Raw genomic sequence first — 23193 nt, forward strand, 5'->3', positions numbered from 1 at the left:
TCAGCCGCAGACCGCGCGGTAGTACTTCAGCCGCTCCTGCAGGACGTATCCGGCCAGGCCCTTCTCCACCACGACGCCGTAGTAGCGGTACGGCCGGGCCGGGTTCGCCGGCGTCTCATCCCGCGTGAACAGGTCGCCCGGCCATACCGTCCCGACGATGACACCGTTCGCGTCCACGACGTTGCCCCGGTGCTCGACCTTGTACTGCGGACGCTGCCGGCAGCCGCTCCGCCGGACCGCCGAGTGGGCGGCCGGTGGACGGTGGTCCCCGGCGACGGCCACGATGACGGTGACGGCCGCCGCGCCGACGGCCGCCACCGCGAGGACGGCCACCGCGATCCACCGGCCACGCCCGCGCGAGACGGGTCCGCCCGGGGCGGACTCATGTTCCGCCGCGCCCGTATCCCGGGGGCTTCGGTCGCCGTCCCCGGTACGCCGTTCACCGGGGCCCGCCGCTCGTGCGGCCAGTGCCGCCTCACGCAGGTCCCGCAGGCGCTGCCGTTCTTCCGAGGGCACGTCGGCGAGTTCACAGAGCCGGTCGAGCACATCCGCCGGCACCGGGGTCTGGGCGTTCAGGTACCGCGAGAGGGAGGAGTCCGAGACGTTGAGGTCCCTCCCGAGCCGGGCGAGTGTCGATCCGACGCGTTCGTACAGGAGGCGGACCTCCTCGGTGAACCGCCGGACCGGTTCGGCCAGATCCGGGGGCAGTGGCTGAAGAGGCTTGCGGCGCTCCGCCACGTCGTCTCCCGTCCCGTTGTCGATCCCGTCCTCGGCGATCGGCCTGGTCAGCGGCGCGGGATATCCCGCCTGTCCCGTCATCGGCCGATCTGTGGCGGCCCTGTCCATCCGGACCACAGGATCGATCTTGCCCGCGGCGTCCGGAGCAGCCGGGCGGAAACCCGAAGACCCGCCGTCCGCTTGCGGACAGCGCATCCCCTTGGAGGAACACCGGGAATGGTTTCGAAGAACACACTCCGCCGTGGTGCCGTTGTGGCGGCGGCCGCATCGCTGGCAAGCGCGGCGCTGCTCATCGGCGGCACCGGCGCGGAGGCGGCGCAGGCCCCGACCAATCCGGCGAAGCTCAAGAAGAGTTGCACCCTGTGGTACAACTACACGCCGCATCGGGCGATGGACAAGGCACCGGGCCACTCCGTACCGGTGAAAGCGGGTAACGGCCGGACCGTCAACGATCGGTACAACTGGGACTCCCACTACGCGGTCGTCTCCACCTGGGGCTCCCCCGCGGTCTGGGGCTTCATGAACCGCTCCTGCCTCGGCAAGCCCGAGCACGCGGTCGGCGGGCGGCTCACCGAGCACCTGTCCTCGCGCGTCGCCAAGCACACCCGCTACATGTGCGGTCAGCAGACCCTGTACGTGCGAGACCACCAGCAACGGGTCATCGGCCGGCTGTACCACGGCGACCGGTTCGTCCAGTACGGCAAGACGCGGAAGATGAAGAAGGACAACGGACGGATCGCGGTCGGGTACGCCTACGGGCGGGTCGACAAGGCCGGGCGCGTGTACGCGAAGTACCTGTCCACGAAGCCGTGCCCCACCGCCGCCGCGGCGCCCGCCGCCGTGGCCGCGGCGACGGCCCCGGCGGCCCCCGTGGCCTCCGGGCCGGTCCTGCCCGCGTCCCGCGCGGTCGCGGCCGGCTGCCAGTACAAGGTGACCTGGCCGGTCGCCGGCGTGTACGAGCAGCCGACCAACGCCTCGGCGCTCCTGAAGGACAAGCGCGCCGGTGACGTCGTCGGCGGGTACTGCGACTGGACGTACGACAACACCACCGAGGGCCACACCTACCTCGCGGTGGCCACCGACAGCGCGGCGGACGGCATCGGCTGGATGCGCCGCGACGCCCTCGTGAAGCTCTGACCGCGACAGGAACACCGACGGGTGACGGCGGTGGTGGAGGGACCGCCGTCACCCGCTACCGCGTCAACGCGTTCCTGCGCGGCATGGTCCATCGGGAAAGCCGTTGGACATCCTCGGCCTAGATCTTGACGACGACCTTCCCGGCGTGGAGCCCCTCCTCGAGGCGGCGGTGCGCTTCGACGACGTCGTCGAGGGCGAACACCTTGTCGATGGCCGGCCGCAGTGCACCGAGGCGTACACCGGCGTACAGGAAGGCCGCCATGCGCTTCACCACGACGGGGTCGAGGGTGTGCTCGAAGCTCCGGTAGCCGACGATCGTGAGCGACGTGCTTTCCGGGGAAGGTGTGGGCCGAGGATCCAGGAAGCCCGCGGCGACCAGTGTTCCGCCGGTGCGGGCGGCCTTCAGAAGATCCTGCTGGCCGGGGCCTGTGACAAGGTCGAGGACGATGTCGACGCCGGTCCCGCCGGTGTGGTGGCGGGCGGCTTCGACGACGTCCACGTCGTCGGTGGCGATGACCGCGGCGGCGCCGGCGGCGAGCAGGCCGGCCTTCTTCGTGGTGTGCCGGGTGACGGCGATGGGCACGGCGCCGATCTGATTGGCGATCTGCATCGCCGCCCGGCCGACGCCACCGGACGCGGCGGTGATGAGGACGTGGTCGCCGGGCCGCATCCCCGCCTTCTCGACGAGCGCGCCGTAGGCGGTGGAGTACGCGACCCAGACCGCCGCCGCCTCCGTGATCCCGAGCCCCGCCGGCCTGGCGATGACCCGGCTCGCGGGGAGCGTGGTGTATTCGGCATAACTGCCTCTGGCGCTCGCGTCCGGAATGGCCGTGAGGATGACCGGATCACCGATCTCCAGCCCGGTGGTCTCGGGGCCCAGCGCGTCGACGACGCCGGTTCCTTCGACGCCGAGGCGAGCGTGTGGCAGGGGGACGGTCACGGGCGAGGTGCCGGAACGCATCATCAGGTCGAGCGGGTTGACGGCGAACGCTTCGATCCTGACCCGTACCTCGCCGGCCGCCGGCTCGGCGACCGGCTCCTCGACGACGTGCATGACCTCCGGCCCGCCGAACTCGTCGAACACGACGACTCGTGACATGGCGACTCCTCCGCATTGCTGGTCTCATTGCTCGTGGAGGACGCTACGAAGCCGTCGGTTACCTTTTGGTACCTTCGATTTCCATGCGGAACGCGGCTGGACCGGCCTTCCTCGCCGACTGCCCCACGCGCCTGGTGGTCGAGATCCTCTCCGACAAGTGGACCGTGCTCGTGATCTTCGCGCTCAGCCGTCAGCCTCGCAGGCACGGTGAACTCGTCGACCTCATCGGCGGCGTCTCGCGCAAGGTCCTCACCCACACGCTGCGCCGGCTCCAGCAGTACGGTCTGGTCGAACGCCGTGCCGAAACGCCACGGCAGATCGAGTACAGCCTCACCGCCCTCGGCCGGACCCTCGTCGAGCCCATCGAGGTCCTGACGAACTGGGCGAGGGATTACGGCGGGGCCATCGCCGACTTCCAAGAGGCGGCGGAAGCCGCTACCTCGGCTCAGGCTCGCGCGGCGGGTTGATCTGGGCGATGGGCGGCCTCGCCGCCGGGGCGGTGATGGCCGGCGCGGAGCGAGCCCTCATGCCCACGAGACGCCCGTGATGATTCGACCGGTCATCGCTTCTTCCTCCTTCCGATAGATGTCTTACTCCGGCAGAACCGCCCAGACGCACTTGCCGGAGGCCGCCAGGCGGGAGCCCCACACTTCGGAGAGGGCCGCGATGATGTGCATCCCGCGCCCGGACTCCTGCTCGAAGTCGGCGGGGGCGATTCGAGGACGGCAAGGAGAGTCGTCCCACATCTCCAGCCGGATCCGCCCCCCGTTCCAGTCGATGGCCACGACCAACTCTTTCGAGTCGGTGTGCAGGAGAGCGTTGTTGAACAGCTCTCCGATGATCACCGTGGCGTCCTCGATCTGATCGGCGCGACCCCAGGCTCTCAGCCGGGACTCCACGAAGTCACGGGCCGTCCCCGCAGCGGCCTTGACAGGAGGAAGACGCCATTCGTGGCGGCACCGAACATGCTGAAGTTGCCGAGACATCCCGTTTCCGGCTATTTCACTCCGATCCATCACTGCCTCCTTGCGTGTACGTGACAGCGTGGCGCGCCGGAGTTACCCTCGGAAGCGATTCAACTCTTCTTTCAGAGTGAACAGTTACTGCACCGTCACAAGCCGTGATAGGCAAAGAGCATGAACAGAGGGAGTGACCTAGATCCAAAAGAGTCTCTGGCCCATCTAATGGCCTACTACCTACGGAAATACCGCGAGGCGGCCGGCCTGACCCAGCTGGAGCTGGCCGGGAGGCTGCACGTCGGGGACAGCCACCTCGGCAACCTCGAACGGGGCCGCAGGCGGATCACGATCACACAGGCCGAGGAAGCCGACAAGATCTTCGACTTGCCCGGCTGGTTCGAGAACCTTCACTACCACGCCCAGCGACAGCACAGAGACTGGCTGGAACAGTACGCAGCGCTGGAGGTCGAGGCATCAGACATCAAGACGTGGCAGCCACTGTGGCTGCCTGGCCTGCTACAGACCCCGGCATACGCCAAGGCGACATTCGAAAGCGGCCACGCAGACGACATCGACGCCAGGGTAGAGACCCGCCTGCAGAGGCAGCGCATTCTTGATCGAGACGACCCGCCCCGTCTATGGATTCTGATCGATGAGAAGGCTCTCCTCCAAGGTGTAGGAGGCCCTGAGGTCATGCGCGATCAGATAGAGCACCTGCTGGCACTCGCGGAGCGATCCTCAGTCACCTTACAGATGGTTCCCGCGAGATCCGGTTCTCACGCCGGCCTGGACGGTGGCTTTAACGTCCTGACGACAGAGGAAGGCGACATCGGCTTCGTAGAGGCTCCGCTCGGCGGAAGGCTCGTACAGGACGAACAAGACGTCCGGAAGCTCCTTAGACGATGGGATGGGATTCGATCCCTCGCACTCCCGGTCAACGAAACCCGAGAGAAGCTCTTCAGCATCCTGAAAGGACTGAGCGAAGAATGAAGATTCTCGAAGTCATCGAGAACTTCCGGAAGACGAAGCGCTCTGAAGGCGAAAGCAACTGCGTCGAGGTAGCCCAAGTGGTCGCGACGAAGCAATAGCCTCTCTCAGCTTGCCGCGCCGGCGCGCCGGGCGGGACCGGTGGTCCGCGTCCGGCGCGTCGGCGAAGCACGCTCGCGGCTACGGGCGGGAGCCGATGAGGTCGGCGGGGGCGGGTGGCCGGCGCGAGGCGGGCGCGTCGCGACCAGCGCGAGCACCGCGGCCGTCCCGATGACGGCCAGGTACGTGACCGGCGGGACCTACGGCGCGGCGGATCCGATCATCCCGGTGGCGAAGGCCGCCAGGGTGAGGAGCGTGACGGCCGTGCCGAGGACGACGGCCGTCGCCACGATCACGAGGGTCTCCCAGCGGAGCATCCGCATGACCTGCCGGCGGGTGGTGCCGACCAGACGGAGCAGGGCAAGTTCGCGGGCGTGGTCGGCGGTGGCCATGGCGAGGGTGTTCACGACCGCGATGGCGGTGAAGGCGATGATCAGGCCCATCGCGACGTAGTTGACCTCGGCGCCGGCGGCGGCCCTGTCCTCCGACAGCGTGGTCTGGTCGAGGACGGTGACGCCCGGGTAGTGCCGGACGGCCGACCGCAGGGCGTCCGCGCCGACCGGTCCGGCGACCAGCACCGTGTCGGCGCGGGGGTCGTCGACGTGCGCGGCGAGCAGATCGTGGGCGACGGTGAGGTCGCCGAAGCCGGGGCCGCGGCCGTACACCGCGACGACCCGGGGCGCGTACGGCGTGCCGTCGCCGAGCGTCATGCGGGCCGTGTCGCCGACGCGTACGCCTTTGCCGGCGAGGTACCGCCTGATCACCGGCCGACCATGACCTCGTCATGGTCCGCGCCGTGACGAGGACTCCGGTGATCCGCCTCACAGGCCGTCACAGGAGCCGATGACGCGGTGTCTTGAGGCCGGAACAACGAGAACGGAGAGTCCCCCATGAATCTCGCTTTGTGGATCGCCGCCGGACTGCTCGCCGCGGTCGCCCTGCTCGGTGGCGTCACGAAGTCGTTCGTGCCCAAGGAGAGACTGGCCGCGCAGCACGGCGGGGAGTGGACCCGGCATGCGAGCGCCGGCTTCGTCAGGACCCTCGGGGCCCTCGAACTCCTCGCCGCGGTCGGCCTGGTCCTGCCCGCCATCCTCGGCATCGCACCGGTCATGGTGCCCGTGACCGCCGTCTGCTGGGTCCTGCTGATGGTCGGCGCGATGATCACCCATGGCCGTCTCGGTCAGCACAGGCTCGTGATGCTGAATCTTGCCTACCTCGCGCTCGCGGTCTTCATCGCGTGGGGCCGCTTCGGGTCCGGGCACTTCACCGGCTGAGATCGGCCGTACGTCACGTGACCGTCCCACTCCCGGGCGCCGGTGCACGGCCGGGGCAGAGGCGCGCAGGCGCATCCGGTCCGCCGTCCCTGACATCGACATGCCCGGCGCCGACGGGCTGAGCGCCGCCGCGGCGGTGCGCGCGCGGCTCACCTCCGCGGAACGTGGGGGCCGCCGGTTCAGCGCGGTCCGGCGTCCTCGGCGAGCCACGCCATCGGGTCCCTGCCCACGACGACCGTGCTCGTGAGCGTGCCGACCTCGGCGATCGTGATCGTGATCTCGTCGCCGTCCGCGAGGGTGAACGGCAGTTCCGGGACCAGGCAGGTGCCGGTGGCGAGGACGGCGCCGTCCGGGAACGCGTCCGCGCGGAAGAGGTATCCGGCCAGGTCGTCGAGCCTGCGGTTCAGTTGCCCGGTGCTCGCCGTCCCCGTCCACGCCACGCCGCCGTCGCGCCGGATCGTGAGCTCGATGCCCAGGGCGTACGGGTCGGGGATCTCCCAGGCCGGCCGTACGGCGGGACCGGCCGCGCAGCCGCCCAGGTAGATCTTGGCCTGGGGCAGGTACAGCGGGTTCTCGCCCTCGATGGTGCGGGAGCTCATGTCGTTGACGACGGTGTAGCCGACGATCTCGGCGTGGCGGTTGAGCACCAGCCCGAGCTCGGGTTCGGGCACGTCGACCGCGGAGTCGGCCCGGATCGCGACGGTCTCGCCGTCGCCGGTCACCCGCCAGGCCGCGGACTTGAAGAACAGCTCCGGGCGCTCGGCGTCGTACACCTGCTCGTACACGTCGGCGGACCGCTCGCTCTCGGTCATCCGGGCCTCGCGGGAACGCCGGTAGGTGACGCCGGCCGCCCAGACCTCCATCCGCCCGTCCGCCGGCGGCAGCGTCCGTACGACGGCGGCGTCGTGCCGGGGGCCGTCCGCCGCGAGGCAACGGTCCCGCAGCTCCGTCAGGGGGAGCCGGAGCAGTTCGCCGAGGCTTGCGCCCAGCTCGGTGACGGTCGACCCGTCGGAGACCCCCGCCAGCGGGTGGTTCCCACCGGTCGACACGAAACGGACAATGTGCACGACATCCCTCGCTTCACGTCGGCTTACGCCAGCAAGGTAGGCGGGCGCGGGCGGCGCGGTCCAGCCCGTACCGCCGACCCGGGCCCGGACGGGCGGGCCGCAGCGGCCCGCGCGTCGGGGCCCGTCGAGAGGATCCGCTCGGATCGCCGGCGACGGCCGCCTCGCGTTCGGTCAGGTCGTGACGTGACGGGTCGTGACGTCGGCGTTCTCGACGACCGGCGGGTTCTTCGGCTGCTCGAAGGTGAGGTTCGTCAGGCGCACGTCGCGTACGGGGGCGGCCGGGACGCCGCGGACCCGGTAGGGGTAGTCGCAGGGGCCGCCGACCGACCAGTTCCATACGGTGATGTGCGACGTGTCCGGGTACAGGTCGCTCGCGCCGCCGCCCATGTAGGTGTAGGTCACCTCGAACGGCACGTACGTCCACGCGGGGCACGAGACGTCCGTGACGGTGATGTCCCGCATGTACCCGCCGCGCGTCGAGGTCGACTTGACCGACAGGATCCACGAGACGCTGGCCTCGTCGATGGACGCGTCGAACGGCAGGCTGAGCCGCCGCGCGACGACGTCCGACACCCCGGCGCTCATCTCGCTGCCGATCGCGACCGCGCCGCCGCCGCTGAGGAAGACGCAGTCCTCGATGAGGATGTTCTTCGAGGGCACGCCGACCCGCCGGCCGTCCTGGTCCCGCCCCGACTTGATGGCGATGCAGTCGTCGTGGGTGGCGAACGTCGTGTTCCGGATCACCACGTCCTGGCAGGAGTCGGGGTCGCATCCGTCGCCGTTGGGCCCGAGACTGTCGATCGTCACGCCGCTCACCGTGACGTTCCGGCAGAGCACCGGGTGGATGTTCCACATCGGGGAGTGGCGCAGGGTGACGCCCTCGATCAACACGTTCTCGCAGGCGTACGGCTGGATGAAGCTGGGCCGGAGGTAGTGGCCCGCGCCGAAGACGCGCTGGTCGACCGGGGTCCCGTTCTCGCCCATCTTCTCGAGGGCCGCCCAGTCCGCCCGCTGGTTCGGCATGCCGGACCTCCAGCCGTACTGGCCGGAGCCGACCCAGGACCACCAGTGCGCGTTGTCACCCTGCGCGTCGAGCACCCCGCCGCCGGTCACGGCGATGTCCCGCTGCCCGTACGCGTAGATGAGCGGCGAGTAGTTGTACGCCTCGACGCCCTGCCAGCGCGTCAGCACGACCGGGAGGTACGCGGCCGGATCGGTGCTGAACAGCACCGTCGCGTCCTTGTCCACGTGCAGGTCCACCCCGCTGAGCAGGTGGATCGCGCCGGTCGCCCACCGGCCCGCCGGCACGAGGACGTGCCCGCCGCCCGCCGCGTGGCAGGCCTTGATCGCCGCGTCGATCGCCCGCGTGCAGTCGGTGGTGCCGTCGCCCGAGGCGCCGAAGTCGGTGATCGGGAACCAGGCGTCGCGGAATCGCGGCGGCCGCACCCGCGCGGCCACGCCCTCCGTGGCGGCGGCCGCGGGGCGTACGCCCCCGAGCAGCGGCAGTCCGCCTGCCATCAGCGCGCCCATCCTGAGCACGTCTCGTCTCGCGGGACCGGTCATCGTCACCTCACGCGGCCAGGAAAACCTTTTCCCGCACAAAGGTGACATGAGGGACTACGTGCCGTCAACGGTGCAGCGGCGGCGGCCGGTGGAGGGTCAATTACGCGGGATCGAGAACTTTCCGACCTGACGGCGTATCTACACCACCGGTAAGGCCCCGCCCCCAGGAGAGGAGCTGTTCCGGATGGTGCGTCGCGTTCGTTCGCTGTTGGTGTCCGCGTTGGTGCTGATGACGGGCTTGGTGGTGGCGGCCGGGCCGGCCTCGGCCGTCATCGGCGGGTCGAAGAGCACTTACGGCCCCTGGGCGGTGCGCATGCTCATCGACGGCAAACCGGCGTGCACCGGCACGGCGGTCACCAAGCAGTGGATCATCACCGCCTCGCACTGCTTCTTCGAGCAGGGCGAGGAGATCGCCGACAAGCGGATCTCGTTCCGGGTCGGCAACCTCGACATGCGCAAGGGCACCACGGTCCGCCCGGTGGGCAAGCGGGCGGGAAACGCGCACGCCGACATGATGCTCATCAAGGTCTCGCCGATGAAGGTCCGCCCGGCGCGCCTGGCCACGGCCCATGTCCACCCCGGCGAGATCGTGCGGCAGTACGGGTGGGGCGCCACCTGCACCACGGATGAGAACAGCTGCCAGTCGCCCGTGCTCAAGCAGTCGACGCTCCGGGTCGTGCGCTCGGACGCCCGCCGCTGCGAGGGCTTCGCCGTACCGGGCGGCACGGACTTCTGCCTGGAGAAGGTGTCCGGGATTCCCGCCGGCGGCGACTCCGGAGCCCCGGTGATGAGCATCGGCGCCCACGGCAAGGAGACCCTGCTCGGCGTCTTCTACGGTTCCGACCGGGAGAAGATGGCCGGGGCCGGCGAGATCGCCCAGCAGCTCGCCTGGATCCACAAGGTCACCAGGCGATAGGGCGGCACGCGACCACTGAGGCCGATCCCCACCACGCGGGGATCGGCCTCAGCGCGGGTGAGAGTCGTACGGCGCTGGTACTACTGGCCGGATGGACGCTCTGGAATGGGAGATCAGGCCCTTCGCGGGCATCAGCGGGTTCGGGGTGGACGTGCGGTTCGGCGCACGGCGCGACGAGGTCGCCGCCGACTTCGCGAAGCGGTTCGGCGACGACCTCGGTGAGGTCCGGCCCTTCCGCAAGGCCGCCTGGGACGTCGGAATCTGCGACCACTACGTCGCGGGCGACCTCATCGCCTTCTTCGACGACCAGGACCGGCTCTACTACCTCGAGCCGGGCTCCCGCGCGCCGGTCGGCTTCGACGGGATCGCGCTCACCGGCCGCCCGTACGACGACGTCATCGCGGAGCTGACCGCCCACGGCCTCGAGGTGCCGGGCGGCGACGACGGGCACCGGGTGCCCGAGGCCGGCTTCGCCCTGACGCGGAACGGCGACGGCGAGGTCGGCTCGGTGGGCGTGTTCGCCGCCGATCCCGGGGACGAGCCCGCCATGTCCGACGAACCCGAGGTCGCGCCCATCACGGAGCACCGGCTGGTCTCCGGCCGGGGCACCGAGACGGTACGGCTCGGGCAGTCGCGTCAGGAGCTCCGCGCCCTGCTCGGCCCCGCCCTGCAGAGCGTCCCGCCCTACGGCGGCACCGCGCAGGACTGGTACTTCGACCACGGACTGATCCTCACCTTCGACGAGGACTCCCGGCTCACCACCCTCGTGATCGGTTACGTCGGCGTGTCGGGCACCGCCTGGTTCGAGGACGTGCAGCTCCTCGGTCGCGGCTACGCGGAGGTGACCGCGGACCTGGCGGCGCGCGGCGTCCGGGTCGAGCAGGAGGTCCTCGGCGGCCGCGTGCCCGAGCACGGCTTCTCCCTGTCCCTGCTCGGCCTGCAGAACCCGGCCATGCCGATCGCCGCCGTCGTCTTCCGCGCGGACCCGACGAGCGGCTGAGGACTCCCACCTGAACACCCCGCTCGATGACGAGGCGCCTCCGCCGCCCGTCACATCACGGACGGACCGGCGCCTGCCTGCGGCGGAACTCGTCGAACGGCGTGCGGTCGAACACGAAGCGGTTGTAGACGATCCTCCCGTCGCGGACCGTGACGCACTCGGCCGCCGGCGCGCTCTCGGCCGGAACCGTCTCGGCGTCGTACATGAGCAGGGCCGTGGTGTCATCCCCGAACGCGGCGATCATCTCGGCCCTGATGAGGAACCGCTCGGCGAAGGGCGCGAGGAACTCCCGATACGCCGCGACGCCTTCGAGCCGTCCCGCCGGCGCGTCGCACACGACGTCGTCGGCAAGGTAGGCCACCGCCGTGTCGAGGTCCTTGCCGGTCCACGCCCGGTGATACGCCAGTGCGGTCTGCAATGCTGGGCTGGTCATGATGTCTCCTTCTTCCGGTGTCACCTCTTACGACACCGGCGAGCCGCGGAACGGAACGGTCATGGCGGACGTGACTCTGGAATCTCTGATGACGGCTCACCGGCCCGAGCTGCTGCTGCACTGCTACCGGCTGCTCGGCTCGCTGACCGACGCCGAGGACGTCCTGCAGGAGACGTTCCTGGCGGCCTGGCGCGGCCTCGACTCCTTCGAGCACCGCGCGTCGCCCCGCTCGTGGCTGTACCGCATCGCCACCAACCGCTGCCTCAACGCGCTGCGCGACCGTCGTCGGCGGATCCCGCCCGCGCCCGAGCCGCCGTTCGAGCCGCCGCGACCCAGCCGCCGCGGTGACGTTCCCTGGCTGCAGCCTTACCCGGACGCGCTGCTGGAACAGCTTCCCGGCACCGAACCCGGTCCCGAGACGCGGTACACGGCGCGAGAGGCGATCGAGCTGGCTTTCGTCGCCGCGCTGCAACGGCTTCCGCCGCGGCAGGCGGCCGCGCTGGTGCTCTGCGACGTGCTCGGTCATCCGCTCGATGAGGCCGCCTCGCTGCTCGGCACGACACCGACCGCCGTCAAGGGGCTCCGTCAGCGGGCCCGGGCCGCACTCGGCCGGTGTCGCGGCGACGCCCACGCCGCACCGCCCGACCCGGGTTCGGCGCAGGAGCGGGAGCTGGTCCGCCGCTTCGCCGACGCCTTCAGCACCGACGACGTCGATACGGTGATCGGCCTGCTCACCGATGACGCGTGGCTGGCGATGCCGCCCGCCCCGCACGAGTACCAGGGCATCGCGGCGATCGGCTCGTTCCTGCGGGCGAGCGCCGCCTGGCGCGCGGGCCGGCGTCTGAGGCTGCACTCCACCCGGGCCAACGGGCAGCCGGCGTTCGTCTGCCGCCTCGACGGCGCCGTCGAACGACCCGCCGGGCTGATCGTGCTGACGCTCGCCGGCGGCCGCGTCCACGCCATCACCCGGTTCCTCGACGACCGGGTGATGGATCCCTTCGGACCGACGCCCGACGACCAGGACCGCTCCGCGACGCCGTAGCCGGCGGCGTCCTCACCGGCGCGGTCACCGCCTCACGCGTCCCGCAGCCGGAACAGCAGGCCGCCGGTGAGCAGCCCGGCTCCGGCCCAGGCGGCGAGCACGCACAGACCCGCCCATGGTCCGACGGGAAGGCTCGACAGGTGGGCGGTCGACTGGACGGCGAGCCCGGCGTTCATCGGCGAGATCCGCCACAGGAACCTGCCCCAGTACGGGTCGGTGACCAGGTACGGCAGCACCGACAGGACGTACAGCAGGCCGAACACCAGACCGATGGCCGTCGCCGAGTCGCGCACCGCGGTCGCGACGCCGAGGCCCAGCAGGGCGATCAGCGCGAGGTACACGACGGAACCGGCCGCCGCCCGGAGCGTCGGCCCGTCGGCCAGGGACAGGGTCGGGTACCCGTGCGCGGGGACGAAGCCGTTCCCCGGCAGGATGAGCCGCGCCGCCAGGACGGACCCGAGCACGGCGGCCGTTCCCGCGGCCGAGGTGAGCGCGGTGAGCAACGTCGCCTTGGCCGCCAGGACGGCGGTGCGGCGCGGCATCGCGGTCAGGGTGGTGCGGATCATGCCGGTGCCGTACTCCCCGCCGGCCGAGAGCACGGCCAGGATGACGACGATCGCCTGGCCCGCCTGCACGCCGGACAGGCCGATCTTCGGCGCGTCGTACCGGCACCCCGCCGAGGGGCAGGACACGATCGCGGCCGCGGCGGCGCTCACGGTGACGGTCAGCGCCACGGCGGCGAGCAGCAGCCAGAAGGTGCTCGGCAGGGTCCGTAGTTTGGTCCACTCCGCGCGCAGTTCCCTCACGCGTCCCTCCGGCGCAGTACGAGGGCGGCCAGAGCGAGGGCGAGTACGGCGTATCCGCAGGAGACGGCGAAGCCGGCCCACGGTGCCAGCGGGTAGTAGCCGGCCTGCGGCGAGTAGAACGCGGTCACCTGCGGATACGCCGGGACGCTCTGCTGGAGCGCGAACCCGGCGGCGGGCGTCACCCGCAGCAGCCACCGCGACGCATCGACGGGCAGGACCGAGGTGGTCGCGAGGATGCGGGGCAGGACGACCAGCGCGATCGCGCCGGTGATCGCCACGGCGCTGCGCCGGAACACGGTACCGAGCGCGAGGGCGAGGACGGCCGTGACCGCGAGCAGTGCGGCGGTGCCCGCCACGACGCGCAGGTCGGTGAGCGGGCCGACCGGCAGGAGGTAGTCGCCGTTGGCGCGCAGGATGTGCGCGCCGAGCGGGACCGTGACGCCGGCGGCGGCCACTCCGGCCGCGAACGTCACCGCGGCGATCACCACGGCCTTCGCCGTCAGCGTCCGGCCACGCCGGGGACCGGCGAGCAGGGTCGTGCGGATCAGCCCCCGCCGGTACTCCGCGGTGACGAACACCACCGCGACCACGATCACGACGATCAGGCCCGCGAGCAGCCCGGAGAGGGTCTTCTCGACCATCTGGCCGTCCGTGCGGGGCGCGATGTCGCCGTTCCCCGTCACGGTGAAGACGCCGCCGGCCCGGGTGGCTCCGCCCGGATGGTGGATGGCCCCGCCGGGTTCCCTCTCGGCCCCGATGTCGTCGTCGCGCCACGAACCGCCGGACGTCCCGCCTCGGACTGCGACGTGGTCGAAGGCCGCTGTGGCCTCGGCGAAGCGCAACGCGGCGACGGCTCCGCCGAGATCGGCCTGCCGCACCGTCAGGTCGCCGGGGCAGGCGGCGAACAGCCCGACCTGTACGGCGGCCGGCAGCCCGGCCGGGCGGGCCGTGCCGACCTTCGCCCACCGGGTGCCGTCGGCCGACTCGTAGCCGGTCAGTTCGTCGCCCGCGCGGGTGAGCCGGAGCCAGCGCGGGGCCGCCTGCGAGACACCGCTCCGGCCGCCGGCCGTGTCGTGGACGAAGTCGTGCTGCATCCGCACCCCGTGCCGGCCGGTCACCATCAGCGCCGCGTAGGCCGCGCCCTGACGAGTGCCATCCTTGATCATCACGCCGGCCTTCGCCCACGGCTCCACCCCGGGAACGACCCGCCGGACGCCGGGGGTGGCGTCCGGCAGCCGGATCCGGCCGGTCAGGGAGGTCACGCGGACGGTGATGGAGCCGTCTCCGTCCAGCGTCCGGTGCACGAAGAAGAACTTGTCGTCGACGGCCTCGCCGCCCGGGCCGAGCGGCACGGCGGGGCAGACGTCGCTCGGACCGCCGCACGAGGAGTGGCTGCCGGACGCCGAGAAGAGCCCGAGGCCCACGGTGACCAGCACCGCGACCGCCATGCCGAGCACCCAGCCCCGGACCGTACGGAACTTGGTCCACTCCGCGCGCGACAGCCGCGCGAGGCTCCGCCAGCCGTACGCGAAGGTCATCGGACCGCCTCCCGGCCCGTGCCGGCGTGGAACTCGACCGCGTCGCGGGTGAGCTCCAGGTACGCCTCTTCGAGCGTCGCGCGCTGGGCCACGACCTCGGAGAACGGCACCGAGTCGGCGGTGAGCAGCGCGACGATCCGCTCGCCCGGCAGCCCGGAGACGGTGAGCAGGTCGCCCCCGGAGACGGCGAACGCCTCGCCCCCGGAGACGGCGAAGGCCTCGCCCCCGGAGACGGTGAGCGGGCCGTTCCCGGAGGCGGCGAACGTTTCGCTCCGGGAGACGGCGAGCGCGTCGCTTCCGGAGACGGTCACGGTGGCGCCCGCGCGCGCCAGCGTCCGCATCGCCCGCTCCGGCTCCGGGGTGCGCACGGCGACGCGGCCGCGCGAGACGGCGGCGATGAGTTCCGTGACACCGGTGTCGGCGATGACCCGGCCCCGGCCCACCACGATCAGGTGGTCGGCGGTGCCCTGCAACTCGCCCATCAGGTGGCTGGACACCAGGACGGCACGGCCCTGGGCGGCCAGCGACCGCAGGAGGCCGCGGATCCAGATCACGCCCTCGGGATCGAGGCCGTTGACCGGCTCGTCGAGCATGAGCACCGGCGGGTCGCCGAGCAGCGCGGCCGCGATCCCCAGCCGCTGGCGCATGCCCAGCGAGAAGCCACCCGCCTTCCGCCGGGCCGCGGACCGCAGGCCCACCTGCTCGATCACCTCGTCGACGCGCCGGGCACCCAGCCCCTGGGAGTGGGCCAGCCACAGCAGGTGGCCGCGGGCGGACCGGCTCGGTTGCAGCGCGGCGGCGTCCAGCAGCGCCCCGACGTGGCGCAGGGGCTCGCGCAGGCTCCGGTACGGCCGGCCGCCGACCAGCGCCGTGCCCTCGTCCGCCGCGTCCAGGCCCAGGACCACCCGCATGGTGGTCGACTTCCCCGCGCCGTTGGGTCCGACGAAGCCGGTGACCCGTCCCGGCCGTACCGTGAACGACATCCCGTCCAGCGCCAGAGTCGGCCCGAACCGTTTGCGCAGCCCGTTCACCTCGATGGTCGCTTCTCCGCGCATCGTCCCGTCCTTTCCCTCGGTCGGGACAGACCCTGGACGGGACGCCGTAACGGGGGCCGAACGGATGCCGTTATTCCGCTGTTAGGCGCGGCCCGGCATGCTGTTCCCGGCGCGGGAACGGACGTCGGGAGGGGACCATGAGGCTGCGGATCCGCACCGTACGGGCGCGGTTCACCGCCCTCTACGGCGTCGTCTTCTTCCTGTCCGGCGTGGTGCTCCTGGCGATCGCCGGGGGCGTGGCCCTGAGCCCGACGCGGGTCTCCAGCGTGGCGCCGGGCCCGGAGCCGGCCCCTCCCGGAAGTGCCCTGACCCAGGCGCAGACGCAGATCGCCTGGCTGCGGCGGCAGCTGGCCGAGCAGCAGGCGGTCCACACCCGGCAACTGCTGGCGGGGGCGGCCGTCGCGCTGGCCGTCATGGGGGTCGCGTCGATCGTGCTGGGGCGTGTCATCGCGGGCCGCGTGCTGCGCCCGCTGCGGGCCATCACCGCGGCGACCCGGCGGATCACCGCCGACAGCCTGCACGAGCGGCTGGCCGTCCCCGGCCCCGCCGACGAGGTCAAGGATCTCGCCGACACCATCGACGACCTGCTGGAGCGCCTGGAGGACGCCTTCGCGGCCCAGCGGCGCTTCGTCGCGGACGCGTCCCACGAGCTGCGCACCCCGCTGACGACGATGCGCGCGTCCCTGGACGTGGCGATGGCCAAGCCGGAGCCCGCCCCGCCGCAGACCGTCGCCCTCGCCGGCCGGCTGCGGACCGGACTCGACGAGATCGACCGGCTGCTGGAGGGTCTTCTCGCGCTCGCCCGGGCGCAGCACGGCGAGCTTCCCGACCGTACGACGGTGTCGCTCGCCGGTCTGGTGTCCCCATCGGTGGCCGCCCGTGCTCCCGACATCGCCGCCAGGGGGCTGACCGTGCACGAGGCCCTCGGCGGCGACCTGCCCGTACGGGGCAGCAGGGCGCTGCTGGGCCGCATGGTCGACAACGTCATCGACAACGCGATCCGCCACAACCACGATCGCGGCTGGATCCGCGTCGCCACCACGGACGACGGCGGGACGGGCCGGCTGGTCGTCGAGACGGGCGGCGAGGTCCTCGACCCACGGCAGGTCGCGGAGCTGGCCCGGCCGTTCCGCCGGCTCGGCGCCGACCGGACCGGTACGGGCGACGGCACGGGGCTCGGCCTGTCGATCGTCGCGGCCGTGGCCACCGCGCACGGTGGCCGGTTGGACCTGCGCGCCCTCCCGGAGGGCGGCCTGCGCGTCGCCGTCTCGCTGCCGCTGGCCGCCGCGGTTCCGGCATGAGGGTCCTGGTGGTCGAGGACGCCCGGTCCCTCGCCGAGGTCCTGGTCGAGGGACTCCGCGACCAGGGCATGGCCGTGGACGCCGCCCACGACGGGCTGGAGGCCGCCGCCAAGCTCGACCGCAACGCCTACGACGTCGTCGTCCTCGACCGCGACCTGCCCGGCGTCCACGGCGACACGCTCTGCCAGATGATCACCGAGGACGACGACCGTCCCCTGGTGCTGATGCTGACCGCGGCCGGGGCGCCCGGCGACCGTGTCAGCGGGCTGAGCCTGGGGGCCGACGACTACCTGGCCAAACCGTTCCACTTCCCCGAGCTCGTCCTGCGCGTGCGCGCCCTGGCGCGCCGCCGGCCCTCGGCGCGGGCCCGTACGCTGCGCGCGGCGGGGATCGAACTGGACCCGGCACGGCGCACCGTGACCCGCGACGGCCGCCACCTCGACCTGTCGGTCAAGGAGTTCGGCGTCCTGGAGGCGCTGCTGCGCGCGGCGCCCGCGTTCCTCAGCGCCGAGGACCTGCTCGACCAGGTGTGGGACGAGCACGCAGATCCCTTCACCAACACCGTCGCGGTGACGATCGGCCGGCTGCGCCGCAAGCTCGGCGACCCGCCCGTCATCGTCACCACCCCGGGCGTGGGCTACCGCGTCGTCGGCGAGGCCCCGACCACCCGGCCCGGCTGATCGAGACCGCCGGCGCGGTCCGGGACCGCCCAGGCGGCGAGGGCGCAGAGCGCGAGCGCCGCGCCGAGGACGGTGGGGCCGGTCCAGCCGGCGGCGTCGAACAGGGCCGTGGTCGCGGCCGCTCCCAGGGCGGAGCCTAGGGAGTAGAAGACCATGTAGGCGCCGATGGTGGTGCTGGTGCGGTCGGGGTAGGCGGCGGTGAGAGTGTGCTGGTTGCTCACGTGCACGGCCTGCACGGCGAAGTCGAGCAGGAGCACGCCGAGGGTCAGCAGCGGCAGCGACCACGGAAGCTGTCCGATCGCGGCCCAGGAGGCGAGCAGGAGCGCGAGGGCGATGCCGGTGACCCGGCGCGCGTGCCCGGCATCGCTCCAGCGTCCGGAGCGGGCGGCACCGAGGGCTCCGGCGAGCCCGGCGATGCCGAAGAGCCCGATCCGCGCTTCACTGAGGTGCCACGGCGCCCCGGCCAGCGGCAGGGCCATGCCGCTCCACAGGGTGCCGAACGAGGCGAACAGGAAGAACGCGATCAGCCCGCGGCGGAGGAACACCGGCCGGGTGAACAGCCCGCCGAAGGACCGGAGGACCTGCCCGTACCGTGCCCGGTCCGGGCGGGCGTCGGCGGGCAGCAGGGTGAGGGTGAGCACCGCGAGGACGGCGGCGAGGATCGCCAGGGTGAGGTAGATGCTCCGCCATCCCCACAGGTCGGCGAGGACTCCCGCGATGACGCGGGCGCCGAGGATGCCGATGACCACGCCCGAGGTCACGATGCCGAGGTTGCGTCCGCGCTCGGCGGGCGGCGAGATCGACGCCGTGTACGCGACGGTGGTCTGCACGACCACCGCGAACACGCCCGCCGCGGCCAGCCCGGAGAACGCCGCCCAGGCCACCGGGGCGGCCGCGGTGATGGCCGTTCCCGCGGCCACCAGGGCGAGGTGCGCGGCGATCAGGCGCCTGCGGTCGAGCACGTCGCCCAACGGCACCAGCAGCACCAGTCCGGCCAGGTAGCCGAGCTGGCCGGTGGCCACGAACCCGCCGACCGAGTCGGCCGGAACTCCCAGGTCGCGTCCCATCGGGGCAAGCACCGGCTGCCCGGCGTAGACGCTCGCCACCGCGACCCCGCACACGACCGCGAGCAGCAGCCTGGTCCTCCGGTTCACGGCACGCTCCAATCAGTTTCATTTTGCAACTTTTCGGAGGCTAGGCCAGAATGGTTTCAATACGCAACTCTTTGGAGGGGTGATGGCACGCGACGCCGACGGGCGGAGCCCCGCGTGGACGGACCCGAGCTGCCCGGTCGCCCGCACGGTCGATCTGGTCGGCGACCGGTGGAGCCTGCTCATCATCCGCGACGCGATGGACGGCGCCCGCTCGTTCACCGACTTCCAGCAGCGCACCGGCATCGCCCGCAACATCCTCACCGAACGGCTCCGCAGGCTCACCGACCATGGCGTGCTCGCCCAGGTCGACGCCCCGTCGGGCAGACGCAGGCTGTACGCCCTCACCGAGACGGGCAAGGACCTCTTCCCCGTGATCGTCACGCTGCGACAGTGGGGCGAACGCCACGCCTTCGAAGCGGGTGAGACGCACTCGGTCCTGGTCGACGGTGACGGCGTCCCCGTGCCCGACCTCCGGCCGGTGGCGGCGAACGGATCGCCGCTGACGAGCGATACGACCTCGGTGCGCCGGCACACCTGACCCCGTGCCGGCACGGCGCGGGGTCAACGCGGTCGAAGGTCCCGGCCGAGGAAGGCGAGGAGTCGCCCGTGGGCGGGGGCGCCGGCGGGTGCGGGGACCTCGGGCCCGAACATGCCGGGGCGGCGGAAGGCACCGAAGTCCATGCGGCGCATGGTCGTGAGCGGTTCCTCGCACGCGGGCTCGTCGATGAGCGCCTCCCGGCCACCGGCGATCGCCAGACCGGCGCCGTGGACGAGGACCTCGTTGAGGTGGATGAGCGCGGCCATCGGTCTCCTCGGGATGTCGATCAGGCGGCGAAGACGTCGTCGAGCCAGTCGTAGACGCGGGCGAAGGCCAGGCGCTGGGCGCCGGACTGGCAGTGGGCGTCCGCGCCCTGGTCGGCACCGAACTCCAGCAGCGTCTTCGGACAGGTCAGGTGCTCGTACAGCAGCTCGGGCTGGCCCTTGAAGAACCCGTCGTCGGCGCCCGCGCAGACCAGGGTCGGGCAGGTGATCTTCTCGGCGATGCCCTCGCGCAGATGGTGGTCGAGGTAGGCCGCCCCGAACGCGCGCGGGGTGTCGGCGCCCATCACGTACATGCCGTGCTCGATGGCCCATCGCACCATGGGATTCCCGGCCATGGCCGCCTCCAGCATCGCGTCCAGGTCGGGGTCGTGGGCGGCGCGCAGCCGCCGTTCGGCCTCGGCGCGGTCGCCCGGGATAGGGGAGGTGGTGATGACGCCGAGGTCGTAGACGCCGTCGAGGGCGATGACGGCGGCGACGCGGTGCTCGAACGCCGCGGCGCGTGGTGCGAGCAGGCCGCCCATGCTGGCGCCGAGCAGCGCGATCCGGGCCGGATCGACCTCCGGGATCGTGACGGCGTGGTCGATGACGGGGCCGACGACGTTCTCCCAGTCGGGGCGGAACGTCAGGCCCTGGTGGTGGCGGGTGCCCGGCTGGCCCGGCCCGTCGAAGGCCAGCACCGTGTATCCGCGCTCGACGGCCGCGGCGGCCCCGAAGAAGTGCATCTCCTCGACCGTGCCGTCGAACCCGTTGTGCATCACCACGGTCGGCCGGGCGGTTCCGGAGTCGTCGGCCCGGTAGAGGTAGCCGGGCAGGACGGTGTCCTCGTAGGGGATCGCCACCGGCTCGACGGCCGGGGTGAACAACGCCGCGGCCTGCCGGAAGCAGGAGACCGACGCGTCGTAGGCGTGCCGGATCCGCGGGTCTTCGGGGTCGCCGTGCAGGAAGAACTCGGCGTTGCGGTAGTAGTTCGACGCGCGCAGGAAGGCGTCGCGGGCGCTGACCCGGTGGCCACCGGCCAGGGCCGTCGCGCCCTCGGCGGCCACGCGGTCGGCGGTGGCCAGCCACTCGTCGTGCCACCCGTCGTAGTCGCCGGCGCTGATCCGCCGGACGGTCGTCACGACCTCGCCGAAGTCGGCGCCCCCGTAGGCGATGTGCCCGAGACTCCGCAGGGTCTCGTACCAGAACTGCGGGTTCCCAGGGAAGAACAGTGGTTCCACGACGGCTCCTAAAGCAGGAATCGGCTGCGTTAGTGCGACCATAGGACTCGGCTCGCCGCAAACGCAAGTCCGGACTGCGTTAAGCTGAGGGCCATGACGGAACGGCAGCGGGCCCGCAGGCCCGGCGGGCGCAGCGCCCGGGTCCGCGCGGCGGTGCACCGGGCGGTCACCGATCTGGTCACCGAACGTGGATACGGCGCCTTCACCGTGGGTGACGTCGCGGCCCGCGCGGGCGTGGCCGACACGAGCGTCTACCGCCGCTGGGGCACCCTCGAGTCCCTGCTGATCGACGTGGTGATCACCCGGCTCACCGCCGGCTCCCCGATCCCCGACACCGGCACTCTGAAGGGCGACCTGCGCTCTTGGGCCGCCAATGTCGCCCGCGACATCACCGGGGACGAGGGACCCGCGGTGCTGCGCCTGGTCGTCGCCCTGTCGGGTGCGGGCGAGGCGGGCACGCAGGCCCGGGACCGGTTCCTGGACACACGCGCCCGCCAACTCCAGGAGATGCTCGACCGCGCCCGGGAACGCGGCGAGGACCCGCCGGACGTCCTCGACCTGGTCGACCACATCCTGGCCCCGATGTACGTCCGCGTCCTGTTCGGAGCCGGCCCGCTCTCCCCCGCCTACGTCGACACGCTCGTCGACCGTCTCCTGTCCCCATCGGCCGACCGCGCATGACCGTCGTGGCGGACGTCTCGCGCGACGCCGTGGGCGACGATGCCGAACGCTCGGTGACCGCAGCCGCGAACCGGGACGAACGACCCAGGACAGCGATCGGTATGGCCGTCAGCCGAGCATTCCGCACGCCGGGCCGTACGGCCGGTCGGCGGGCGCCGGGTAGTCCTTGAGGTCGATGCGCGTGGCGAACCGGTCGGTCATCCACAGCATCGACGTGAGCAGGAACCTGCGCTTGAACATCTGGTTCCGCATCGCGATCCGGCCCTGGGTCGGTGGGGCGAGGAACGGCCCGGCGTTCCCCTTCCGCGCGATCCTGGCGTAACCGCGGAACTCCTCCTCGTACCGGCGGAACGCCACCATCCAGCGGCGCGAGCGGCACGAGCGTCTCACCGGTGATGCCGAGGGGCTCGCGGCTCGTGGCCAGGATCCGCAGGCGCGGGCACTCGCCGAGGGCCCGGCGGGCCAGCGCGGCGGCGCCGGTGACGGTGTGCTCGCAGTTGTCGAGCACGAGCAGCAGCTCCCGGTCCGCGACGGCCGCGGCCAGGCGTCCGACCGGGTCCGGCGTCTCCAGGGACTGCAGTCCCGTCTCGCGCAGGCCGAGCGCGCCGAGGACCGCGTGCGGCACCTGGTCGTCGTCGTCCAGCGGGGACAGGTCGGCGAACGCGGCCTCGGCCCCGTCGCGGGCCGCCGCCTCGATCGCCAGCCGGGTCTTGCCGGCGCCGCCGGGCCCGACGATCGTGACCAGCCGCGCGCCGCGCAGCGCCTCCAGCCGCGCGAGCTCGGGGTCGCGGCCGACGAAGCTCGTCAGCTGCGCCGTCGGCCGCCGGCGCGGCACCGGGTCCGGCCGCTGCGCGCGCAGGACGGCGAGCTGGAGCGCCGACAGTTCCGGGGAGGGGTCGACGCCGAGCTGCTCGGCGAACAGGTGCCGGGTCGCCTCGAACACCGCCAGGGCCTCGGCGGGACGGCCCGCCGCGTGCAGGGCGCGCATGAGCTGCCCGCGGAGCCGTTCCCGCAGCGGGTGCTCGGCGACGAGCCGCCGCAGCTCGGCGACCGGCGCGCGTTCGGGCAGCGCCAGCTGGGCCTCGATGAGGTCCTCGGCCGTGGCGAGCCGCAGGTCCTCCAGGCGGGCCCGGTCCGCGTCCGCGTGGGGCAGGTCGGCCAGTGCCGGGCCGCGCCACAGGTCGAGCGCGCGGCGGAGGACCGCGGCGGCGTCCGCGTGCGCGTCCGCGCTCAGGAGCCGGCGTCCCTCGCGGGCCAGCCGCTCGAAACGGTGCGCGTCCACGTCGTCGGGGTCCACCGCCAGCCGGTAGCCGGTCCCGTCGAACTCCAGCGCCCCCGGCGGCAGGTGCCGGCGCAGCCGGGACACCTGCGCCTGGACCGCGTTGACGGCGCCGGCCGGCGGCTCGTCGCCGTACTGGCCGTCGACCAGCCGGTCCACGCCGACCGCCCGTCCCGCGTGCAGGAGGAGCATCACCAGCAGCGCGCGGAGCCGGGGCCCGCCGACGGCGATCGGCGCGCCGTCGGCCGACCGCACTTCCAGGGGGCCCAGGATGCCGAACCACATGCCGCCGATCGTCCCGGTCCGCCGGGCGTGCCGCGTACGCCGTGATCCTGAACCGGGTCGA

At 72.3% G+C, this 23193-nt stretch carries 25 protein-coding genes and 1 pseudogene; 11 read left to right on the forward strand and 15 right to left on the reverse strand.

Annotated elements, in window-relative coordinates:
* On the reverse strand, positions 1–819 hold the full coding sequence (locus NDW01_RS08485; RefSeq protein ID WP_252818489.1) for a helix-turn-helix domain-containing protein: 819 nt from the start codon (positions 817–819) through the stop codon (positions 1–3).
* A gap of 135 nt (positions 820–954) precedes the next feature.
* On the opposite strand from NDW01_RS08485, the gene NDW01_RS08490 reads away from it, so the two are divergent.
* Positions 955–1875 carry a hypothetical protein gene (locus tag NDW01_RS08490; protein WP_252818490.1) on the forward strand — a complete coding sequence of 307 codons (921 nt, stop codon included), beginning with the start codon at positions 955–957 and terminating at the stop codon, positions 1873–1875.
* Between the two features lie 118 nt (positions 1876–1993).
* Here NDW01_RS08490 and NDW01_RS08495 read toward each other — a convergent pair whose 3' ends face one another.
* The gene (locus tag NDW01_RS08495) at positions 1994–2974 is read right to left on the reverse strand and encodes a zinc-dependent alcohol dehydrogenase family protein (RefSeq protein WP_252818492.1); all 981 of its coding nucleotides are present in this window, start codon (positions 2972–2974) and stop codon (positions 1994–1996) included.
* Between the two features lie 83 nt (positions 2975–3057).
* Between NDW01_RS08495 and NDW01_RS08500 the strand changes: the two genes are divergently transcribed.
* Entirely contained in the window at positions 3058–3441 is a 384-nt protein-coding gene (locus tag NDW01_RS08500; RefSeq protein WP_252818493.1) for a winged helix-turn-helix transcriptional regulator, read from the forward strand.
* 123 nt (positions 3442–3564) lie between these two features.
* Here the strand turns inward: NDW01_RS08500 and NDW01_RS08505 are convergent, their stop codons facing one another.
* A complete protein-coding gene (locus tag NDW01_RS08505; RefSeq protein WP_406567701.1) occupies positions 3565–3990 on the reverse strand; it encodes an ATP-binding protein in 426 nt (141 codons plus the stop codon).
* 120 nt (positions 3991–4110) lie between these two features.
* On the opposite strand from NDW01_RS08505, the gene NDW01_RS08510 reads away from it, so the two are divergent.
* Positions 4111–4923: a helix-turn-helix domain-containing protein gene (locus NDW01_RS08510; protein ID WP_252818495.1), complete on the forward strand. Its 813-nt coding sequence runs from the start codon at positions 4111–4113 to the stop codon at positions 4921–4923.
* A gap of 296 nt (positions 4924–5219) precedes the next feature.
* Here NDW01_RS08510 and NDW01_RS08515 read toward each other — a convergent pair whose 3' ends face one another.
* Positions 5220–5783, reverse strand: coding sequence for an ABC transporter permease (locus NDW01_RS08515; RefSeq protein ID WP_252818496.1), 564 nt, complete (start codon positions 5781–5783; stop codon positions 5220–5222).
* Between the two features lie 126 nt (positions 5784–5909).
* Between NDW01_RS08515 and NDW01_RS08520 the strand changes: the two genes are divergently transcribed.
* Positions 5910–6293 carry a DoxX family protein gene (locus NDW01_RS08520; RefSeq protein WP_252818498.1) on the forward strand — a complete coding sequence of 128 codons (384 nt, stop codon included), beginning with the start codon at positions 5910–5912 and terminating at the stop codon, positions 6291–6293.
* Between the two features lie 179 nt (positions 6294–6472).
* Here the strand turns inward: NDW01_RS08520 and NDW01_RS08525 are convergent, their stop codons facing one another.
* Together NDW01_RS08525 and NDW01_RS08530 are read right to left on the reverse strand one after the other, a co-directional pair.
* A complete protein-coding gene (locus tag NDW01_RS08525) occupies positions 6473–7342 on the reverse strand; it encodes a fumarylacetoacetate hydrolase family protein (RefSeq protein ID WP_252818501.1) in 870 nt (289 codons plus the stop codon).
* Positions 7343–7531: 189 nt separating this feature from the next.
* A complete protein-coding gene (locus NDW01_RS08530; RefSeq protein WP_252818503.1) occupies positions 7532–8923 on the reverse strand; it encodes a glycoside hydrolase family 28 protein in 1392 nt (463 codons plus the stop codon).
* Positions 8924–9107: 184 nt separating this feature from the next.
* On the opposite strand from NDW01_RS08530, the gene NDW01_RS08535 reads away from it, so the two are divergent.
* Positions 9108–9839 (forward strand): S1 family peptidase, encoded by a 732-nt coding sequence (locus NDW01_RS08535; protein WP_252818505.1) that lies wholly within the window; start codon positions 9108–9110, stop codon positions 9837–9839.
* Between the two features lie 91 nt (positions 9840–9930).
* Positions 9931–10839 (forward strand): Rossmann-fold NAD(P)-binding domain-containing protein, encoded by a 909-nt coding sequence (locus tag NDW01_RS08540; RefSeq protein ID WP_252818507.1) that lies wholly within the window; start codon positions 9931–9933, stop codon positions 10837–10839.
* Positions 10840–10894: 55 nt separating this feature from the next.
* Here the strand turns inward: NDW01_RS08540 and NDW01_RS08545 are convergent, their stop codons facing one another.
* Positions 10895–11272 (reverse strand): nuclear transport factor 2 family protein, encoded by a 378-nt coding sequence (locus tag NDW01_RS08545; protein WP_252818509.1) that lies wholly within the window; start codon positions 11270–11272, stop codon positions 10895–10897.
* Between the two features lie 61 nt (positions 11273–11333).
* On the opposite strand from NDW01_RS08545, the gene NDW01_RS08550 reads away from it, so the two are divergent.
* On the forward strand, positions 11334–12314 hold the full coding sequence (locus tag NDW01_RS08550) for an RNA polymerase subunit sigma-70 (protein WP_252818513.1): 981 nt from the start codon (positions 11334–11336) through the stop codon (positions 12312–12314).
* 32 nt (positions 12315–12346) lie between these two features.
* Here the strand turns inward: NDW01_RS08550 and NDW01_RS08555 are convergent, their stop codons facing one another.
* Genes NDW01_RS08555 through NDW01_RS08565 form a run of 3 tightly spaced genes read right to left on the reverse strand, consistent with a single transcriptional unit; the run spans position 12347 to position 15713 of the window.
* The gene (locus tag NDW01_RS08555) at positions 12347–13120 is read right to left on the reverse strand and encodes an ABC transporter permease (protein WP_252818516.1); all 774 of its coding nucleotides are present in this window, start codon (positions 13118–13120) and stop codon (positions 12347–12349) included.
* Complete coding sequence (locus tag NDW01_RS08560; protein WP_252818518.1) at positions 13117–14658, reverse strand: ABC transporter permease subunit; 1542 nt, start codon at positions 14656–14658, stop codon at positions 13117–13119. The genes NDW01_RS08555 and NDW01_RS08560 overlap by 4 nt, the downstream gene beginning before the upstream one ends.
* Positions 14655–15713, reverse strand: coding sequence for an ATP-binding cassette domain-containing protein (locus tag NDW01_RS08565; RefSeq protein ID WP_252818521.1), 1059 nt, complete (start codon positions 15711–15713; stop codon positions 14655–14657). Before NDW01_RS08565 ends, NDW01_RS08560 begins: the two co-directional genes overlap by 4 nt.
* A 137-nt stretch (positions 15714–15850) precedes the next feature.
* On the opposite strand from NDW01_RS08565, the gene NDW01_RS08570 reads away from it, so the two are divergent.
* Entirely contained in the window at positions 15851–17014 is a 1164-nt protein-coding gene (locus NDW01_RS08570) for a sensor histidine kinase (protein WP_252818523.1), read from the forward strand.
* Positions 17011–17694: a response regulator transcription factor gene (locus tag NDW01_RS08575; RefSeq protein ID WP_252818525.1), complete on the forward strand. Its 684-nt coding sequence runs from the start codon at positions 17011–17013 to the stop codon at positions 17692–17694. The genes NDW01_RS08570 and NDW01_RS08575 overlap by 4 nt, the downstream gene beginning before the upstream one ends.
* Here the strand turns inward: NDW01_RS08575 and NDW01_RS08580 are convergent.
* The gene (locus NDW01_RS08580) at positions 17652–18848 is read right to left on the reverse strand and encodes an MFS transporter (RefSeq protein WP_252818528.1); all 1197 of its coding nucleotides are present in this window, start codon (positions 18846–18848) and stop codon (positions 17652–17654) included. The two genes, NDW01_RS08575 and NDW01_RS08580, sit on opposite strands and share 43 nt — an antisense overlap.
* A gap of 82 nt (positions 18849–18930) precedes the next feature.
* On the opposite strand from NDW01_RS08580, the gene NDW01_RS08585 reads away from it, so the two are divergent.
* Positions 18931–19386 (forward strand): winged helix-turn-helix transcriptional regulator, encoded by a 456-nt coding sequence (locus NDW01_RS08585; protein WP_252818530.1) that lies wholly within the window; start codon positions 18931–18933, stop codon positions 19384–19386.
* A 23-nt stretch (positions 19387–19409) separates the two neighbouring features.
* Here NDW01_RS08585 and NDW01_RS08590 read toward each other — a convergent pair whose 3' ends face one another.
* Positions 19410–19652: a DinB family protein gene (locus tag NDW01_RS08590; RefSeq protein ID WP_252818532.1), complete on the reverse strand. Its 243-nt coding sequence runs from the start codon at positions 19650–19652 to the stop codon at positions 19410–19412.
* Between the two features lie 20 nt (positions 19653–19672).
* Complete coding sequence (locus NDW01_RS08595) at positions 19673–20887, reverse strand: alpha/beta hydrolase family protein (RefSeq protein WP_252818534.1); 1215 nt, start codon at positions 20885–20887, stop codon at positions 19673–19675.
* Positions 20888–20980: 93 nt separating this feature from the next.
* Here NDW01_RS08595 and NDW01_RS08600 point away from each other — a divergent pair, with 93 nt between their 5' ends.
* Positions 20981–21568: a TetR/AcrR family transcriptional regulator gene (locus tag NDW01_RS08600; protein ID WP_252818536.1), complete on the forward strand. Its 588-nt coding sequence runs from the start codon at positions 20981–20983 to the stop codon at positions 21566–21568.
* Between the two features lie 108 nt (positions 21569–21676).
* Here the strand turns inward: NDW01_RS08600 and NDW01_RS08605 are convergent, their stop codons facing one another.
* The gene (locus NDW01_RS08605) at positions 21677–21958 is read right to left on the reverse strand and encodes a hypothetical protein (RefSeq protein ID WP_252818773.1); all 282 of its coding nucleotides are present in this window, start codon (positions 21956–21958) and stop codon (positions 21677–21679) included.
* A gap of 526 nt (positions 21959–22484) precedes the next feature.
* Positions 22485–23132: pseudogene (locus NDW01_RS08610) on the reverse strand (AfsR/SARP family transcriptional regulator); the annotation flags it as partial.
* Between the last annotated feature and the right edge of the window lie 61 nt (positions 23133–23193).

Source organism: Actinoallomurus soli, from assembly GCF_024055715.1.
Taxonomy (GTDB): domain Bacteria; phylum Actinomycetota; class Actinomycetes; order Streptosporangiales; family Streptosporangiaceae; genus Actinoallomurus; species Actinoallomurus soli.